Annotated in this window: 18 protein-coding genes; 3 read left to right on the plus strand and 15 right to left on the minus strand. The window is 64.1% G+C overall.

Going from position 1 to position 17,007, the window contains the following annotated elements; translation table 11 throughout:
• The 15 genes from AC1DFR_RS06605 to AC1DFR_RS06675 form a co-directional block, all read right to left on the minus strand.
• Positions 1-1,509 (minus strand): CpaF family protein, encoded by a 1,509-nt coding sequence (locus AC1DFR_RS06605; RefSeq protein ID WP_476873001.1) that lies wholly within the window; start codon positions 1,507-1,509, stop codon positions 1-3.
• The gene (locus tag AC1DFR_RS06610) at positions 1,509-2,699 is read right to left on the minus strand and encodes a CpaE/TadZ family protein (protein ID WP_476851472.1); all 1,191 of its coding nucleotides are present in this window, start codon (positions 2,697-2,699) and stop codon (positions 1,509-1,511) included. The genes AC1DFR_RS06605 and AC1DFR_RS06610 overlap by 1 nt, the downstream gene beginning before the upstream one ends.
• The gene (gene cpaB, locus AC1DFR_RS06615; RefSeq protein WP_476873002.1) at positions 2,696-3,457 is read right to left on the minus strand and encodes a Flp pilus assembly protein CpaB; all 762 of its coding nucleotides are present in this window, start codon (positions 3,455-3,457) and stop codon (positions 2,696-2,698) included. Before cpaB (AC1DFR_RS06615) ends, AC1DFR_RS06610 begins: the two co-directional genes overlap by 4 nt.
• A gap of 17 nt (positions 3,458-3,474) precedes the next feature.
• On the minus strand, positions 3,475-4,449 hold the full coding sequence (locus tag AC1DFR_RS06620) for a pilus assembly protein TadG-related protein (RefSeq protein ID WP_476873003.1): 975 nt from the start codon (positions 4,447-4,449) through the stop codon (positions 3,475-3,477).
• A complete protein-coding gene (locus AC1DFR_RS06625; protein WP_476858985.1) occupies positions 4,437-4,811 on the minus strand; it encodes a TadE/TadG family type IV pilus assembly protein in 375 nt (124 codons plus the stop codon). The genes AC1DFR_RS06620 and AC1DFR_RS06625 overlap by 13 nt, the downstream gene beginning before the upstream one ends.
• An 86-nt stretch (positions 4,812-4,897) precedes the next feature.
• On the minus strand, positions 4,898-5,140 hold the full coding sequence (locus AC1DFR_RS06630) for a Flp family type IVb pilin (protein WP_476855701.1): 243 nt from the start codon (positions 5,138-5,140) through the stop codon (positions 4,898-4,900).
• 268 nt (positions 5,141-5,408) lie between these two features.
• The gene (locus tag AC1DFR_RS06635) at positions 5,409-6,806 is read right to left on the minus strand and encodes a pilus assembly protein TadG-related protein (protein WP_476858984.1); all 1,398 of its coding nucleotides are present in this window, start codon (positions 6,804-6,806) and stop codon (positions 5,409-5,411) included.
• Positions 6,807-6,859: 53 nt separating this feature from the next.
• Positions 6,860-7,426, minus strand: coding sequence for a TadE/TadG family type IV pilus assembly protein (locus AC1DFR_RS06640; protein ID WP_476863737.1), 567 nt, complete (start codon positions 7,424-7,426; stop codon positions 6,860-6,862).
• Positions 7,398-8,009 carry a type II secretion system F family protein gene (locus tag AC1DFR_RS06645; RefSeq protein ID WP_476873004.1) on the minus strand — a complete coding sequence of 204 codons (612 nt, stop codon included), beginning with the start codon at positions 8,007-8,009 and terminating at the stop codon, positions 7,398-7,400. The genes AC1DFR_RS06640 and AC1DFR_RS06645 overlap by 29 nt, the downstream gene beginning before the upstream one ends.
• Positions 8,010-8,292: 283 nt before the next feature.
• The gene (locus AC1DFR_RS06650) at positions 8,293-9,246 is read right to left on the minus strand and encodes a type II secretion system F family protein (protein WP_476858981.1); all 954 of its coding nucleotides are present in this window, start codon (positions 9,244-9,246) and stop codon (positions 8,293-8,295) included.
• Positions 9,243-10,691: a CpaF family protein gene (locus tag AC1DFR_RS06655; RefSeq protein ID WP_476873005.1), complete on the minus strand. Its 1,449-nt coding sequence runs from the start codon at positions 10,689-10,691 to the stop codon at positions 9,243-9,245. Before AC1DFR_RS06655 ends, AC1DFR_RS06650 begins: the two co-directional genes overlap by 4 nt.
• On the minus strand, positions 10,688-11,881 hold the full coding sequence (locus tag AC1DFR_RS06660) for a CpaE/TadZ family protein (RefSeq protein ID WP_476873006.1): 1,194 nt from the start codon (positions 11,879-11,881) through the stop codon (positions 10,688-10,690). The genes AC1DFR_RS06655 and AC1DFR_RS06660 overlap by 4 nt, the downstream gene beginning before the upstream one ends.
• Positions 11,878-12,606, minus strand: coding sequence for a Flp pilus assembly protein CpaB (gene cpaB, locus AC1DFR_RS06665; RefSeq protein ID WP_476873007.1), 729 nt, complete (start codon positions 12,604-12,606; stop codon positions 11,878-11,880). Before cpaB (AC1DFR_RS06665) ends, AC1DFR_RS06660 begins: the two co-directional genes overlap by 4 nt.
• Positions 12,607-12,773: 167 nt before the next feature.
• Positions 12,774-12,986, minus strand: coding sequence for a Flp family type IVb pilin (locus tag AC1DFR_RS06670; RefSeq protein ID WP_476855709.1), 213 nt, complete (start codon positions 12,984-12,986; stop codon positions 12,774-12,776).
• Between the two features lie 268 nt (positions 12,987-13,254).
• Positions 13,255-13,956, minus strand: a complete 702-nt coding sequence (locus AC1DFR_RS06675; RefSeq protein WP_476873008.1) for a prepilin peptidase — start codon at positions 13,954-13,956, stop codon at positions 13,255-13,257.
• A gap of 321 nt (positions 13,957-14,277) precedes the next feature.
• Between AC1DFR_RS06675 and rplM the strand changes: the two genes are divergently transcribed.
• From rplM to glmM, 3 genes are all read left to right on the plus strand, one after another.
• Positions 14,278-14,721, plus strand: coding sequence for a 50S ribosomal protein L13 (gene rplM / locus AC1DFR_RS06680; RefSeq protein ID WP_015937805.1), 444 nt, complete (start codon positions 14,278-14,280; stop codon positions 14,719-14,721).
• Between the two features lie 36 nt (positions 14,722-14,757).
• Positions 14,758-15,267, plus strand: coding sequence for a 30S ribosomal protein S9 (rpsI, locus tag AC1DFR_RS06685; RefSeq protein WP_018773707.1), 510 nt, complete (start codon positions 14,758-14,760; stop codon positions 15,265-15,267).
• A 200-nt stretch (positions 15,268-15,467) separates the two neighbouring features.
• A complete protein-coding gene (glmM, locus tag AC1DFR_RS06690) occupies positions 15,468-16,829 on the plus strand; it encodes a phosphoglucosamine mutase (RefSeq protein ID WP_476873009.1) in 1,362 nt (453 codons plus the stop codon).
• The last annotated feature ends 178 nt before the right edge of the window (positions 16,830-17,007 follow it).

Raw genomic sequence — 17,007 nt, forward strand, 5'->3', positions numbered from 1 at the left:
TCACGCCCTTCCGGCAGGGGTCAGCGGAGCAGCAAACACAGCGGGGGAGACATGGATGCCCAGGTCCTCGAAACGGTCGATGAAACGCGGGCGGATGCCGGTGGGGACGGGCCTGCCAAGGAACCGGCCGTGGGCGTCGACGCCGGCGCCGTAGTCGAACACGAAGGCGTCCTGAAGCGTGACGATGTCGCCCTCCATGCCCTGGACCTCCGTGACGTGGGTGATCCGCCGGGTGCCGTCCCGCAGCCGGGAGATCTGGATAATCAGGTTGACGGCCGAGGCGATCTGTTCCCGGATGGCGCGCAGCGGCAGGTCCATGCCGGCCATGAGCACCAGCGTCTCCAGACGGGCCACGGCGTCCCGGGGCGAGTTGGAGTGCACTGTCGAGAGCGACCCGTCGTGGCCTGTGTTCATGGCCTGGAGCATGTCCAGCGATTCGCCGCCGCGGACCTCGCCCACCACGATCCGGTCCGGTCGCATGCGCAGGGAGTTCCGCAGCAGTTCGCGGATGGTCACCTCGCCCTTGCCCTCAGTGTTCGACGGCCGGCTTTCCAGCCGCACCACGTGTTCCTGCTGGATCTGGAGTTCGACGGCGTCCTCGATCGTCACGATCCGCTCGTCGTGGGGCAGGAACGAGGAAAGGACGTTCAGCAGTGTCGTTTTGCCGGTGCCGGTGCCGCCCGAGACGATGATGTTGAGCTTGGCCTTCACGCAGGCGTTCAGCAGTTCCGCCATTTCCGGCGTCAACGTGCCGAACTCGATGAGGTTCCGGACAGTCAGCGGCACCTTGCTGAACTTTCGGATGGTCAGCGACGAACCGCCGACGGCGAGCGGCGGGATAACGGCATTGACGCGGGACCCGTCCTCGAGCCGAGCATCCACGAGGGGCGAGGACTCATCGATGCGCCGGCCCACTTTGGAAACGATGCGCTCGATCACCTTGCGGAGGTGGTCCTCGGAGCTGAACCGCGACTCCGTCAAGGTCAGTTTGCCGTTGCGTTCCACGTAGATCTGGTCCATCCGGTTGACCATGATTTCCGTGACGGCGGGATCGTCCAGGAGGCGCTGCAACGGGCCGTAGCCCAGGACGTCGTCGGCCACGTCGCGGACCAGCCGGGAGCGCTCTTCGGCGGACAGGGGGACCTGTTCGGCGTCGATGATGCGCGTCAGCTCCTCCCGCGCGGACGTGCGGAGGTCCTCTTCCGTGGTTGCCGAATCGTTGAAGCGGGTTCCCATGCGCTCGAACAACGCAGTGGCGGCCCGCTGTTTGAGGGCGGCGAAAGCGTCGACGGGCTGCTGGCCCCGGGCGCGGGAGTCCTGGTGCTCCGGGAAAGCCGGCAGCGGTGGGCGGTCAGTCTTCTGGAGCACGACGGCGGCCGGCGCTGCCGCCGTCGTCGCGCTTCCTCCGGTGGGGGACATGGCCAACGGAGATGCGGCCTGCGGGGATTCGGCCCGTGGGGCGGACGCAATCGTTCCCTCGGCGGAGCGGAGCCGTTCGGACAGTTTCATCAGACCACCACCCGGCGGTGCAGTTTCTTCTGGGCGGTGGCGCGCCAGGCGGGATCGAACCGGTTGACGAGCTGTTTCAGTCCCTTGATGGCAGGATCTTTGCGTCCGTCCTGGAGGACCGGGATGCCGCGGTTGGTGGAGAACGCCACTGCCTTGGACCGCGGGATGCTGACGTCCACGGGCGCGCCGATGGTCGCCTCGACGTCCTGGACGCTCAACCCGGACTTCGAGTCCGCCATGTTCAGCACCACGTGGCGGGTCTCGGGCAGCAGGTCCAGGCGCCGGAGGATATCCAGGCCGGAGCGCAGCCCGCGGATACTCGGCACGTCCATGGCAGTCACCCAGACGGCGTCGGTGCACTGCTCGAGGGCGGCCAGCCCGACCTCCGGGAGCCCGGGTGCGGTGTCGACCACGACGTATTGGAACTGTTCGGCCAGTTGTTCTAGCAGGCGCGTGACCTGCTGGGGTGTGATGTCGTCGGCCTCCTCGGGCGTCCGAGGGGCGCAGAGGGCGTAGATGCTCCCGGGATGGACGGTGAGGAAGGCTTTGAGGACGAGGGAATCCTGGCTGGCCGCGGACGAGACGGCGTCGGTCACGGTGTGCTCCGGGTGCAGGTACAGGCCCGAGGCCACGTCCCCGAACTGCAGGTCCAGGTCCACAATGACCACGCCCATGGGCGCCACTTTGCCCAGCCCGATGGCGATGTTGGTGGCGATCGTGGTTTTGCCGACCCCGCCTTTGGGGGAGAAGACGCCGATCACCAACCCCCTGGCGCTGTCAGGCTGGCTGGCCGCCGTGGTTCGGTTGCGGGTGGCGAACGACTGGCAGGCCCGCTCCAGCAGCACCCGGATCTGGGCCGGGTCCGCCGCCGGGCTGAGGATGTCGCGGATGCCGGCCCGCATGGCCAGCAGGACGAAGTTCGGATCGGCCTCGCCGACCAGGATGACGCTGAGCTCGGGAAGCTGGACGTCGAATACCGTCGCCAGGCGCAGGGCGTCCTCCACCGGCACGTCCGGTCCCAGGATCAAGACCTCGGGCCGTTCCTGGTTGAGGCTGGCGAAGAGCTCCGCCGGGTTCGCGGGATTGACGAACGCGAAGGTCTGCAGGCCGCCCGGAAGGCCGCCGGCCAGGGCCTGGCGGACGCGGGCATCGAAATCAGTGTTCGGCGAAATCAGGACAAAGCGGCTCATTTGTACACCTCTGGTCGCGTTACGATGCCGGGGCGGCCGCTGTCCGTGGCGTTGAGCGGTTCCTTGCTCAGCCAGATGCTGGCCGATTCCGTGAAGTTTGCGGCATAGACAATCTTTGTGGCGTCCATATCATTCACGGCGACCGTAACGATCATGGAGCCGGTGGGGAGCGACGTGTCCTCGGCTTCCGCGGGGGAGCCGGCGGCAGAGGGCTGCGGGGACGGGGCCACCACCGGGGCGCGCTGGACAGCCGTCACGAGAGCCTTGTGTACCGTCAGCTGGGTAGTCTCTTTGTCTGCCTTCGCCTCGAGGCCGCCGTCCTTGAGGTTGATGAAGACACCCACATGGTCGCCCGCCGCGAGACGGCCGCCGACGAGCCGTTGGGGCTCGAGCTGGAAGGAAACCTCTTGCAGGCCCTTAGGCACTTCAATCGCTCCGCTCGCCTTTAGTGCCTCCGGCTCAATCAGCCGCTCGGCGACGAGCTGCTCGCCGGGGAGGAGGTCGACGGCGGTGACTTTGCCGGCCAGCCCGTCCAAGTTCGTGAGAGCCGACTTCGTGACGGCTTTACCGGGAAGATCCTGGCTGGTCACGAAAGCTTTCAGGGCCGCGACCGACGTCCCGGCCGGCACAGCTTTCGACACCACGAGAACGGTGACGGGCTGCAGGCCCTGCACTGCCCTGCTGTCGGCGCCCTGCGCGTAGCTGACTACCAGGACGGCCCCGACGACGGCCAGCACCAGGGCCGCGATTCCTGCCAATAAGCGTGACTTCACTGTTAGGGCACTCCAATGGTAAGGCGGACTATTGAGGTCCCGTAGTCCGGTGCTGCGCCGAGTGCGAAGGCGTCGGACAAAGAGACATATCGCACGAAGTAGCCCCTGATGGTCTTGTTCTTGAGCGTCCCGCCTAATGACCAGCTGTTAGAGGCAAAGTGGTAACCAGTGACATGGAAGGCGGCAAATCCCTTCACGTAGTACTTGCCGCTGGAGCCGTTGCCGGTGGCCACGTCGTACAGCGGGAAAAGGACTGTTTGGTCGTTCATCTTGCTCAAGTCCGCAGCGGTGCATTCGCCTGGTGCGCTCGCGCCCGTGTTGCTGGAAAACCAAACGCCAGAGTTGTTTGCTTGTCCGGCTGACAGGGTGACTCCGCATTTTGCATCGCTGTCCGAAATCCAGCCGAAGCCACCCGGGATCTCGCCACAGCCGCCGGAATCCATGTCCAGGACCTGTTCGGCGCCAGCCAGCGAACCTGGCGGCAGGTTGAGCTTGCATTGGGCAATGGCCAGGGGCAGAAGGATCGTGCCCGTGGACGGCGTTCCCCACTCCACGCGGGAGGTAGCGGTTACTTCGGCGCTTGAAAGGCCCAAGGCCCGGGCGAAGAACAGGGTAACCCGGTTAGGCGCTTTCCCGGTTTCCTGTGCCCCGGCTGTCACTTTCACGGTGCGGGCGGCCTTGTCCAGTACGAGGTCGGCAACGTTGCTTTTCCCGTCAGCAGCATTGCTATCGGCGAGGCTGCGGGCGAGGGCGGAGGTGGTGGAACAATCGGCGTCGTTGATGTTTTTCGCGCACTTCTGCGCGATGGCCAGGGCTGCGGCATCAGCCCCGTTGCGCAGTTGGGTCCGCTCGGCATAAAGCATGCCGACGTCGACCGCCAGCGCCGCGAACCCCAACAGGGTAACCATGAGGATCGCGACCAGGATGCTGATGGCGCCGCGCTCGCCGTTGGCTGGTGACGCTGCTAGCCGCCGCACAGCATGACTCCTTTGCCTTCCATGGTGAACGGACCCGCGATGCCGGTCATCGTCGAGAGCGAATAAGTGATCTTGAGGGTCACTTGGATTCCGGTGGCGCAGGTGGCGGGGGTGATGGTGATATTGGTGTCGCTGAGCGCCGGCTTCAGCGCGGTGGCTGAATTCCTGGCCGCCGTCCGCGCAGCACTGGGGCTGTTGCTGATGGCCATGACCCGGACGCCTTCGCGGGCGGCGCTGGAGAGGGTGACCTGGGCGTTGTAGGCCCGGCCGAATTCGCTGATGCCGAGCAGCAGCATCACCAGGATTGGCGCGAGAAGAGCGAATTCCACGGCGACGGCGCCCCTCTCCGATGTTTTGGACATGGGCGACCGCCTTCCGTTCGAGTGTGGGCTCTGGATGCGACAGGGTGGCAGCGGCCCAGGGCCACTGCCACCCGCTGGCAGTCGGACTAGCGGCAGGAAGAGGCCGCTGCAGTCACACCGGTGCTTGCCGGCACGGCTGCCGTGTACGACTTACCGCTGACGCTGCACGATACCGATTCAAATGTGGTCGCCAAAGTGCCGCCGAGCATCGTGACGGCGACGATGATCACGACCGCGATGAGGGAGACCATGATGCCGTATTCGACGGCGGTGGCGCCGCGCTGGTCGCGGCGAAGACGGGCTGCGAAGCTGGAGAGAATGGAACGCATTGGTGACTCCTGAGCGAGTTGGGAGGCTGGCCCTGCACCAGCACTGAGAGGAACTTAGCAACCGCCGACACGCCGACGATTGCCTTTGCCGCTTCCTGTGCCAAGGCTTCCCAAACTGCACGTTTCCTGTACATTCCCTGCGCGCATCTTGCGCCTGGAATGCAACATTGCTGTAGCCGGGCCCACAGAAGGACCCCCTTGGCTCTGGTCCAAGGGGGTCCGGTATCTGGGTCTCCTGCGGCCGGCCCCGTGCACGCCGGCCGATCATTCAGCTCGGGATCCGTATCAGCCGGGAGTTGGAACTGATCGCATTGACCGCAGAGACGAAGATCGGGCCGAGTTCGTTTCCGCTTGCTGCGCAGAAGAAGAAGTCTCCGTCGGAGTTCTCGATATTCCGGAGCGCCGCTGTGGAGCAGTCGTTGTCGGCGTCGCTGGGGATGCCGTGTGAGTCCTTCGACGCCGCGGTGGCCAGGACGTTCCGGACAAACGCGCCGCCGCTGCCGCACTGCGCGCTTGTTGCGTCTCCGAATGCGACTGTCACGATGAGCAGGCCCGCCGCCTTGGCGTTGGTTGCGACCGCGTTCAGGTTGTTGCACGCAGCTGACGCGTTGGTAGTCCCGATGTCGTTTGCGTTGTTCAATGAGTTGTCGGATCCCGCGACGTTTTGCTCGTTGGGTTGGCCGTCCGTTTCCAGGATGATGGCCTTGCGTGCCGTTCCAGCGCGCGAGGGCAGGCTGGGTGTGCCAAGCACGTACCGCGAGGCGGCTTTCAGCGGCGCCGCCAGATACGTTCCTCCGCTCGAAGCCGACAGGCAGGTCAGGCCCTTGACCAGCGTGCTGCCCGCGTTCAGTGGTGGCGTTCCGCCTGGAATTGCGGGGTTTTGGGTGTAGTCGTTGGAGAACGGAACCGGGATCCAAGGACCTGTGTTGTCCGTGGATGGCGTGGTGATACAACTTCCCGGAGATGTCTTGCTTCGGTGGATTGTGCCCAGCGCCACGTATTGCTGATCCCGGGTCATGGTTTGGAGGGTGCTCTTGATCCCGGCGACCATCAGGTCCCGATTCGCGGTGCTCATGCTGCCGGTTCGGTCTGCCACTATGGCAATATCCATCGGATTCGGGATCTGGGAGCCGCAGGAACCCTTGCAGGCATCTGACGCCAGCGAGCCGGTGTTGCCGGTATTAATCCCGATCACGGGCGCGAAGCTGAACGCGACGTCCTTATCGTCGGTCACGGTGATCGAATTGCAGGCGTTGCTACCCCCCGGGATGCAGGGGATCGCGCAAATGGTTTCGCTGCACCTGGCACCGGCGATCGTTCCGGGATTGCAGACGCTCGGGATCTGGCTGCTCAGCACGGTCCGGCCGGCGCCTGTTGACGCCACCACACACCAGAAGTTGACCGTGGGCGCCGCCGCGGGGTCGTTGGCCCGGGCGAATGACGCCGCGGCGTTGCGGGCGGCCACCGGGTCGCCGGGGAGGTATGACGCACCAGCCAGTGCGGCGGCGTCCAGCGCATTGCTCAGGTGCTGGCGCTCGTAGACCAGCTTGCCGACGTCGACGCCCATCGCAAGGGCTCCGAAGAGTACGGGAACCAGCAACGCGAAAATGACCGTCGCCGCCCCGCGCTGCCGGTTTGCCTTACCGCGCATGTTCGTGTCGTTCACTGGCCCCCGGTTACTACCGACGCGACGTATCCACTTCAGGATCGATCCTGGTGTCAGGGGGTACATGTTCCTCCGGTCCAACGCTGTGCGCCCGCGGCCACGGTCGCGGGGCTTTCCATTTTCATGACGGCTTTTGCTTCGAACACGCCGCCGAGTGCCCACGAATAGAATCCGCTCAGCGACGACTGGGGGTAGCGCAGGCAGACAACCATAAGCCCGGGAGCCCCAGCCGACGTGTCGACGGCGAATCGCACCTGGAGCCTGGTGCTGTCAAGCGACCCCCGTGCGCGGTTGGCGGACGCAATGACATCACCCTGTGTGACTCCCTGCCGTGCGCTTTCGCGTGCCGCCCCTTGCAGGCTGACGCTTTGCCCGAGGGCCGTCCCAAAATCGATCACTCCAAGGAGCATGGACAGGAGCAAGGGAAGCACCAAGGCAAATTCAACTGCCGTCGCACCGCGCTGCCGGCCATCCCGAACCTTTCGATGTCCTGTCCTGGACCTAAACATCTGTTGCTCCTTACAATCTGGTTGATTCCTGCCCACTCCGGCGAGGTGAGTGATGAATTGCGTGCCGGCTTGGATGCTTTCGCTACCGGCCCGAAAACGTGGCGATTGCATTGATGACGGCAGGGCCGAGGATGACGATAAACAGCGGCGGAAAAATAAAGAGAAGCAACGGAAATACCACGGCCACCGGAAGTTTCATTGCTTTTTCCTCTGCCCGAAGACGTCTCTTGATCCGCATCTGGTCCGCTTGGGGTTTCAGGACCCGGGCGACAGAAAGGCCCTGCACATCGGCTTGGATGACGGCACCCACGAAACTCTTCAAATCCGCAACCGTGGACCGCGCGGCCATGGCCTTGTAGGCCTCACGGCGGGTTCTGCCGGCCTGGATGTCCTGCAGGGTGCGCACCATCTCGTCCGCCAGCGGACCCTTCCCGCTCGTCCCCACGCGGGCCATTGCGGCTTCAAAGCCGAGGCCGGCCTCGACCGAGATGAGCAATTGGTCCAAGACATTGGGCAGGTCCAGCTGCAATCTCGCCTGGCGTTTCGTGCCGCTGTTGTAGACCAGAAGGTCCGGGAGGAAGTAACAGGCTGCCGTGAGGCACACTGACAGCAGGACCCCCTGCGGACTCTTTGTGCCGCCGAAAAGTAGTGCCAACAGAACTCCGCCAAGGGCCGCTAGCGGTTTCAGGCTCAAGAGGCGATCCAACGGCATGGAGGCCGGCCGGCCCGCGTTCCCGAGCATCCGGTCCAAGTGGGACACATAGGCAGCGGGTGTCAGCCTGCGGGCAAGACGTAGCAGCCAGTGAGGGCCAGCCGGGGAGGCCCCTGCCTGCGGGGCCGAAACGGCAGCCAATCTCGATTGGATCACGCGGCCGGAAGCCCTGTCGACGCCGATCAGGGACCAGGTGAAGTAGGTCAAAGGAAGGATGATGCTGGCGATCAGCAGCCAGACTGTGGGGGTCATGTGCTCAGCTCCTTTAGAATTCGATCTTGACCATGCGGCTGATCCAGAAGGAGCCGATGACCATCATGACCACGCTGGCTGTGATGAGTACCCAGCCCAGCACCGTGGTTGTCAGGACCGACATGTATCCCGGGTTGACGAGATTGATGAAGATTGCGACAAAGAACGGCAGCGCAATCAGGATGTATGCCGAGAACTTTCCTTCTGCCGCCAAGGCGCGGACCTGGCCCTTGATCTGAGCTCTTTCGCGCACAGTCTCCGCGACATGGTCGAGGACCCCAGCCAAGTCGCCGCCGACTTCACGGTTGATCTCAATCGCCTGGCTGAGCCATTCGAAGTCTTCACATTGCATCTTGCGGCCGACCTCGGCCATCGATTCCGAAACCGGCCGGCCGACCCTGGCCTCGTTGACGATCCTGGCGAGTTCCTCGCCCATCGGAGCCGGCATCTCGGCGCTGGCCGTGTGCATGCTCTGGGCAATGCTGTGGCCTGCGCGCAGGCTGCCGGAGACGGACATGAGCATGTCGCTGAGCTGACCCTCGAAGGCGGCGCGGCGGCGCCCCGTTTTGAGGGAGAGTAGCGCCTTAGCGCCCACCGGACCGATGACCGCGAACAGGACGGTGAGGAGCCAGCCCTGCAGCACGTAGCCTGCCAGGCCCAGAATGAAGGAGGCAACCAGGATGAGAACGATGAATTCGGAGGGCTGGAGTTTCAGGCCGGCCTCGCTGAGTGCATCGCGGCCGAATGGGCCGCTACTCTTGTGCCCGACGCGACGCTCCACGGCGGCAACTGTGACGCCGCTCAGCTTCGAAATCATCGAGGAGTTGGACTCCGCCGGCGGCCTCCTCCGATCGACGTGGATGTCCGTAAACCGGGGACGGAACGCGACAAAAAGGGCGAGGGCAAAGGCAACCAGAATGAGTACGGTGCCGGCTAGCAGAGCGTAGTCGTGGGTCACGGTGCTCACCGTCCTGTCTTGGCGGAGGCGGGGAAGAAGATTTCGCCGGGGATGCTGATTCCCAGGTCGGCGAACCGTTCGACGAAGCGCGGGCGGACACCCGTGGGAACGGGCTTGCCGATGAACCGGCCATCCTGGTCGACGCCCGCCGCGTAGTCGAAGACGAATGCGTCCTGGAGAGTCACCACGTCACCTTCCATTCCGAGGACTTCAGTAATGTGGGTCACCCGACGCGTGCCGTCCTTCAGCCTGCTCAACTGGACGATCAGATGGACTGCGCTGGCGATTTGTTCGCGGATGGCCCGCAGTGGAAGATCCATCCCCGCCATAAGCACCAGGGTCTCCATGCGGGCTACCGCGTCCCGGGGGGAGTTCGAGTGCACGGTGGAGATGGATCCGTCATGGCCGGTGTTCATGGCCTGGAGCATGTCCAGGGCTTCCCCGCCCCGGACTTCGCCAACTACGATCCTGTCCGGGCGCATTCGCAAGGAGTTCCGGACGAGATCGCGGATGCCAACGGCTCCGCGGCCTTCGATGTTTTCAGGCCGGCTTTCCAAACGGACCACGTGCTCCTGCTGCAGTTGCAGTTCCACGGCGTCCTCAATGGTGACGATGCGTTCGTCGTCGGGAATGAACGAGGAAAGAACGTTGAGCAGTGTGGTTTTTCCCGTGCCGGTACCACCGGAGACGATGATGTTCAGGCGAGCCTGTACACAGGCGTGGAGCAGCTGTGCCATGGCCGGTGAGACGGAATCGAACTTGATCAGGTCCTCGACGGTCAGTGGTACGGCGGAGAACTTTCGGATCGTCAAGGAGGGGCCGTCCACGGCGAGGGGCGGGATGACGGCATTGACTCGCGAACCGTCCTCAAGCCTGGCGTCAACCAGCGGCGAGGACTCGTCAATGCGGCGTCCCACCCGCGAGACAATCCTTTCGATGACTCTGCGCAGGTGGGCATCCGAACTGAACGTTGTCCCGGTCAAGTGCAGCCGGCCGCCGCGTTCCACGTAGATGCGGCCAGCGCCGTTGACCATGATCTCGGAGACCAGCGGGTCGTCTAGAAGCCGCTGCAGCGGCCCGAGGCCCAGGACTTCGTCCACGATCTCCCTGATGAGACGCCGCCTTTCTTCCGGTGTCAGGGGGACCTGCTCGTCATCGATAAAGGAGCCAAGGGCCTCGCGCACCATGCGGCGCACGTCGCCTTCGTCCAGGCTGCTGTCGGTGATGCGATTGCCAAGACGGGCTGTCAGCTCCTCGGCCGCGCGCTTCTTGATCCCGGCCAGGGCGTCCGAGGAGTTGGCTTGGGGTGCCACGGCCAGGGTTCCCAGCAGATTGGTGCCGACGGGTTCGGCCGCCGCAGGCACTGGAACCATGGCGATACCGGGCGTATGGTCTGGCCGGGCGGGGCCTTCCGTGGCCATTCGGACGGCTTCAAGTCGGTCAACGAGACTCATGGCTTTTCGCCCCTTCGGTTTGGACGCTGGCTTGCGGGTGAGGACGAATTCTGCCCGAAAAGCGCAACCAGGTTTCTCAGCCCTTTCAGGGCAGGATCCCGACGGCTGTCCTGGATTAGCGGGACGCCGGCATTCGTTGAAAACGGCAATGTGCGGGACCACGGCAGGATGATGTCCACCGGCAGGCCAACCGTGGCTTCAACGTCTTGGACGGTTAGTCCGCTGCGCTTGTCGGCGAAGTTGAGGACAATTGTGTTCGACGGGGGCATGAGGTCCAGTTGCCGCAGCACGTCCAGTCCGTGGTTGAGCCCACGGATGCTGGGAATGTCCATGCCGCAAACCCAGACCCCGTCGGTGGCCAGTTCCAGAACGGCCAGGACTTCTTCCCCGAGCCCCGGTGACGTATCCAAAATGACAAACGGGAACTCCAGCGAGAGCTGGTTGATCAGAGTTGTTACGTGCGCCGGCTTGATGAGGTCGGCGTCTGCCGGCCGGCGCGGCGCACACATGGCGTACGCCCCCGACGGATGCGGGCTGAGGAAAGCCTTGAGCACCATGGCGTCACTTGATGCGGCACCCGAGACTGCGTCGTTGATGGTGTACTGCGGCTCCAGGCCAAGCCCTGAGGCCACGTCGCCAAATTGAAGGTCGAGATCGACAATGACCGCCCCCATCGGTGCCAGTTTGGCCAGACCAACGGCCAAATTGGTGGCAACGGTGGTCTTCCCCACTCCGCCCTTCGGGGACATCACAGAGATCACCCGCCCACGTACCCGTTTCTGGCTGGCATCATCGGCGGCAATCTGCTTGCGGCTCCTGGACGTTTCGGCAGCGTGTTCCAACGCTTGACGCATTAGTCCAGGCTCCGTGTCCGGCGGCAGGACATCGCGGATGCCGGACCGCATGGCGGCCAGCGTAAGCTCGGGTGCCGCGACTGCCGCCAGCACGAGCACAATGTCCGGGAAAGCGTGCTCCAAGCTTGCCGCCAGGGTGAGCATCTGCTCCGACCGGACGTCCGGGCCGAAGACCATCACATCGATGGCGCCGCCCAAGTTTTGGGCCAGCAGATGGCCGGGGCTGCCGCCCGCGGCTTCGGATGCAAGGACCTGGACGTCGTGGGTGTCGCCCAGGGCTGTGGCGAGATGGCGCTCGAACTCCGGGGATGAGGTCAGGACTAGGAAGCGGCTCATTGGAAGATCCCGCTGGTGGTGACGGCTGTGCGCTGGCTTGCGGGTGTCTTCGCCGTTTGTTTGGTCAGCCAGATATTGCCTACGCGGGCACTGAGAATGATCTTGGCGGAGTCAGTGGAATTGCGGGCGAGGGTCACAAACGAGGAGCCGGTGGGAACAGCGGACGTTCCATCTGCCGTGTTGCCGCTGCTGGGCGGCGCCTGCTGGATTGCAGTCACCAGAACCTTGTCAAAGACCAGCTGAGTGCTCATGACTTGCGGAGCCGCAGGATCCCCCTGGGTAACGTAGAGTCCCACCAAGTCTCCGGCACGAAGGGTGCCGCCGACCACGCTTTCCGGGGGCAGGAGAACGGTGACTTCCTGCATGCCGGCGGGCACCTCCACTGCGCCCGGGGTGACACGCTGGGACGGGTCCACCAGCCGGCTTGCCAGCAACTGTTCGCCCGGTTCCAAGGCCACAGCCGTGACCTGACCCGTGATTCCGTCCAGCGTGGACAACGCACCGTCGGCCTTTGCCGCATCCGGAATGGACCGGAGCCGTACGTGCGAACGGAGTTCTTCCACCGTCGCGCCGGCCGGAACCGCTGAATCGACCACGACGACGTCGACGGGCTGGAGAGATTCTTGTGCCCGACGGTCTGCATTCGACACGTAATTTACCAACATCAGAGTGCCGGCGATCGCCAGGACTAGCGCAGCCAGCCCCGCGACTAAACGAGATTTCATGACTAATTCCTCACCTCTTGGAAAACCTCAAGATTGCTTGGGCGCACATTAGGGCGTCAGCCTGGGCGCGGCTTGCCGCACCGTACTCCCTCCGCCGAAACGCCTCTGCCGGCTGCCCGGTGTGGCGGACAGCCGGCAGAGTGGCGTGCGTTGTGGGCGGTTGGCCGCTACGGTCCTACCCGGGGTGCGACCTGGCGGGCGATGTCGCCGAAGGCCGTGTTGAGGTTGTTGCCAAGGGTGGTAACCGCGCCGATGATGACGACCGCGATCAGGGCGACCATGATTCCGTATTCAACGGCGGTGGCGCCCTTTTCCTCGTCCGAGAGGCGGTTCTTGATTCCAGAGACAAAAGCGAGCATTGAGACCATGAGACCAGTCATTTTCTTTTCCTTTTCCAGAGATTTGAATAGTGAACGAATTTCCGGCAAATCCCCTTTGCGTATTTGCTGGAGCTTCGTTGGAACAACATTTGCACGGCCGCAAACGGCACGGCAATGAAGTTCGATACTCGACTTTTGGAAGGAAAATGTGGACACCACCTGCCCGCATTTGAGAGGTGTACTCAGTTTCCAAGTAGGGGCGGGGCCCGATTACTTGGTTTAATAAGGCGTCTTACTTAATCGGCACCTTTGCGCGTGCGGAGGCTACCTAGGGCAGCAGCAGGATAACGGCCAGGCCGGCTGCCAGCATGGAGGGCCCGTAGGCCACTTCCTTTGGCTTGTTTCCGCGGTTTTTCAGCATAATGACAGCCGAGGCGAGACCTCCGGCGACGAATCCCAGTGCTCCGCCGTAGAACAAGTGGGGCCAGCCTAGGTAGCCCAAGTACAGGCCAAGCGGCGCGGCGAGCTTCACATCACCCATTCCGAGGCTGTTTCGGCTGGTCAGGGCAAGAAAGAGGTACAAAACGAACAAAATTAAGGCGCCGGCAGCTCCGCGTAGCAGGCTACCTGCCTCGCCGGACATCCCTGCGGCGATCCCAAGAAGCACAATTCCGGCTCCCAATAGGGGTAAAACCATCCGGTTGGGCAGTAAATGGTGCAAAAGGTCGATTCGCGCCAGCTGGACGCCGGCAACCGCCAGTAAGACATAGGCGGGGAGCTCGGGGGAGGGCCCGAAGCGCCAGGCCAGCAGGGCCGAGAGTGCAAAAGTGGCCGCCGCCGTCGTAATTCTCAGTCGTACCGTCAGCGGTCCGCTGACATGGGGGAGTACGCGCCCGATGAGGAGCTCTGCCAACTGGCCCAGGCACGCTCCCAGGAGGCCAATGCCGGCTATAAAGAGGATCCCGGTTGACGGTCCGGTCGGCTGCACGGAGAGCAGGGAGATGGAGCCGGCGGTGACGGGGTGGGACACGGTTCCTCCAGGGATGCGGCGGGCCGGCATGGGACAGTCTGCGCAACGAGAGGGGCAGACAGGATGCATCCGGACACCCCATTTTGACCCAAGAGGCCGCAGTCGGCTATTCTTGGTAGTCGTTGTGCGTGTCCTATCTCGATGGTGCGTGCCCGCTTGAGAATCCGGTTGCAGGATAGCTACTCAACGTGCACATTCGAGACCTCAGGATGACTGGTTACATAGAGCCCTCACCTCTGTTCCGGTAGCGCATAGATAGTAGGTGCACCGTAAGAGTGACGCCTAAAACAAGAACGCCAGAACAAGAACGAGGCAAACACCGTGCGTACGTACACCCCGAAGCCCGGCGATATCAACCGCCAGTGGCACGTCATTGACGCCACCGACGTTGTCCTTGGTCGTCTTGCCAGCCAGACCGCAATCCTGCTGCGCGGCAAGCACAAGGCCACCTTTGCGTCCCACATGGACATGGGCGACTTCGTCATCATCATCAACGCTGAAAAGGTTGCCCTCACCGGCGCCAAGCTGGAGCAGAAGCGCGCATACCGCCACTCCGGCTACCCGGGCGGCCTGACCTCCGTCAACTACGCGGAGCTGCTTGAGTCCAACCCGGTTCGCGCCGTGGAGAAGGCCATCAAGGGCATGCTCCCGAAGAACTCCCTCGCTGCACAGCAGCTGGGCAAGCTGAAGGTGTACCGCGGTGCAGAGCACCCCCACGCCGCCCAGCAGCCCAAGACTTTCGAAATCACCCAGGTCGCCCAGTAGTCCTGGCCACCAACCAACTTTTTATCAAGGAGAATCGTGGCTCAGAACGAAGAACTGACCACCGAAGCCGTTGAGGCTGAGGAAAACCTGACCAGCTACACCTCGGAGAGCGGTGCTGCTGAAGCAGCTGCGCCGAAGAAGGAACGCCCGGCACTGACCGTTGCCGGCGCTGCAGTTGGCCGTCGCAAGGAAGCCGTCGCACGCGTTCGCGTTGTGCCGGGCTCCGGCAAGTGGACCATCAATGGCCGCGAGCTGGCGAACTACTTCCCGAACAAGCTGCACCAGCAGGATGTCAACGAGCCCTTCAAGATCCTCGATCTTGACGGCGCCTACGACGTCATCGCCCGTATCCACGGTGGCGGCATCTCCGGCCAGGCCGGTGCCCTGCGCCTCGGCATCGCCCGTTCGCTGAACGAGATCGACACCGAGAACAACCGCGCCACCCTGAAGAAGGCCGGTTACCTGCGTCGTGACGCCCGCGTCATCGAGCGTAAGAAGGCTGGTCTCAAGAAGGCTCGCAAGGCTCAGCAGTACTCCAAGCGCTAAAAATGCGCCTACCCAACCGTCGGCCGCTGGCGCGATCGACGGTTGGGGCCCTCGGCGCTTTTTAGCGCTCGGGTCCAGAAGCGTTAATTCTGCTTCCAAGCGCTTCTGGCGCTTGCACGAAAGCCCGTCCCGCCCCTCGGCGGGGCGGGCTTTCGCCGTTTAAGCCGGACTTGCCCCGCCCATCGACTAAACTTGGGCCGATGTCTAGATTATTTGGAACCGATGGAGTCCGGGGCCTGGCGAACGGGTTGCTGACCGCCGAGCTCGCCTTGCAGCTGGCCCAGGCCGCCGCCGTCATACTTGGCCATGACCGCAACACGACCGGAAAGCGGCCGATCGCAGTGGTGGCACGCGACCCGAGAGCCAGCGGCGAGTTCCTCGCGGCTGCCGTGGAAGCGGGGCTCTCCAGCTCGGGAATCGACGTCTACGACGCCGGCGTGCTGCCCACCCCGGCCGCCGCCTACCTCGTGGCGGACCTCAACGCCGACTTCGGCGTCATGATCTCCGCCTCGCACAACCCCGCGCCGGACAACGGCATCAAGTTCTTCGCCCGCGGCGGCCAGAAGCTGCCCGACGACGTCGAGGACGCCATCGAAGTGCAGCTCGGCAAGGAGCCCTTCCGGCCCGTCGGCGGTGAGGTGGGACGCATCCAGCGCTTCTCCGACGCCGAGGACCGCTACATCGTGCACCTGCTCGGCACGCTTCCGCACCGCCTGGACGGCCTGAAGGTCGTCCTCGACTGCGCCCACGGCGCGGCCAGCGGCTGCTCCCCGCAGGTGTTCAAGGACGCCGGGGCCAACGTGATCGTCATTGGCGCCGAACCTGACGGGCTCAACATCAACGAAGGGGTCGGCTCCACGCACCTCGGCCCGCTCAAGCGGGCGGTTCTGGACCACGGGGCGGACCTCGGTATCGCGCACGACGGCGACGCCGACCGCTGCCTCGCCGTGGACCACGAAGGCAACGAGGTGGACGGCGATCAGATCATGGCCATCCTGGCCGTGGCACTCAAGGACGCCGGAAAGCTTAGGGATGATGTCCTCGTGGCCACCGTCATGAGCAACCTCGGACTGAAGATCGCCCTACGCGATGCCGGGATCAGCCTGCGCGAAACCGGCGTGGGGGACCGCTACGTCCTCGAGGAAATGCGCAACGGCGGCTACAGCCTTGGCGGCGAGCAGTCCGGGCACGTAATTTTTGCCGACCACGCCACCACCGGCGACGGCGTACTGACGGGACTGCAGATTGCTGCCCAGGTGGCACTCACCGGCCGCCCGCTCAAGGAGCTGTCCACGGTGATGACCAAGCTGCCCCAGGTCCTCATCAACGTCAAGGGCGTGGACCGTACCCGGGTCAAGGGCGATGCGGTGGTGGCACAGGCAGTATCCGCGGCAGAATCCGAACTCGGCGACACCGGACGCGTCCTGCTGCGCCCCTCGGGCACCGAGCCGGTGGTGCGCGTGATGGTGGAGGCCGCAGACCACAAAACCGCCCAGGGCGTCGCGGAGCGACTGGCCCAGGTGGTCCGGACCGAACTGGCTTTGGAGCTCGTCCCCGAGTAGCCGGCCGGCAACCGTTTCGTCCGCGAATCGCTGTGCCCGGCGACGCCGGGTTTCCCCACCTATGCCCGCGTCCGACGGCGTGTGGGCCGGTTGCGCCGGCGTGTGCCGGCGTCGTGGTGGCAAAGATGGGGAAATTCCGCGCGGACCGACGCTACCCCACGGGTAGGCGGGCGCCGCC

Source organism: Arthrobacter sp. 05T410, from assembly GCF_056396505.1.

Excerpts from the sequence above, each read along its gene's own strand:
- AC1DFR_RS06640 (WP_476863737.1), bottom strand. The coding sequence starts at position 7,426 with ATGCAATCGCCACGTTTTCGGGCCGGTAGCGAAAGCATCCAAGCCGGC.
- AC1DFR_RS06670 (WP_476855709.1), bottom strand. The coding sequence starts at position 12,986 with ATGACTGGTCTCATGGTCTCAATGCTCGCTTTTGTCTCTGGAATCAAG.
- AC1DFR_RS06605 (WP_476873001.1), bottom strand. The coding sequence starts at position 1,509 with ATGAAACTGTCCGAACGGCTCCGCTCCGCCGAGGGAACGATTGCGTCC.
- cpaB (WP_476873007.1), bottom strand. The coding sequence starts at position 12,606 with ATGAAATCTCGTTTAGTCGCGGGGCTGGCTGCGCTAGTCCTGGCGATC.
- AC1DFR_RS06610 (WP_476851472.1), bottom strand. The coding sequence starts at position 2,699 with ATGAGCCGCTTTGTCCTGATTTCGCCGAACACTGATTTCGATGCCCGC.
- AC1DFR_RS06625 (WP_476858985.1), bottom strand. The coding sequence starts at position 4,811 with ATGTCCAAAACATCGGAGAGGGGCGCCGTCGCCGTGGAATTCGCTCTT.
- glmM (WP_476873009.1), top strand. The coding sequence starts at position 15,468 with ATGTCTAGATTATTTGGAACCGATGGAGTCCGGGGCCTGGCGAACGGG.
- AC1DFR_RS06630 (WP_476855701.1), bottom strand. The coding sequence starts at position 5,140 with ATGCGTTCCATTCTCTCCAGCTTCGCAGCCCGTCTTCGCCGCGACCAG.
- AC1DFR_RS06660 (WP_476873006.1), bottom strand. The coding sequence starts at position 11,881 with ATGAGCCGCTTCCTAGTCCTGACCTCATCCCCGGAGTTCGAGCGCCAT.
- AC1DFR_RS06655 (WP_476873005.1), bottom strand. The coding sequence starts at position 10,691 with ATGAGTCTCGTTGACCGACTTGAAGCCGTCCGAATGGCCACGGAAGGC.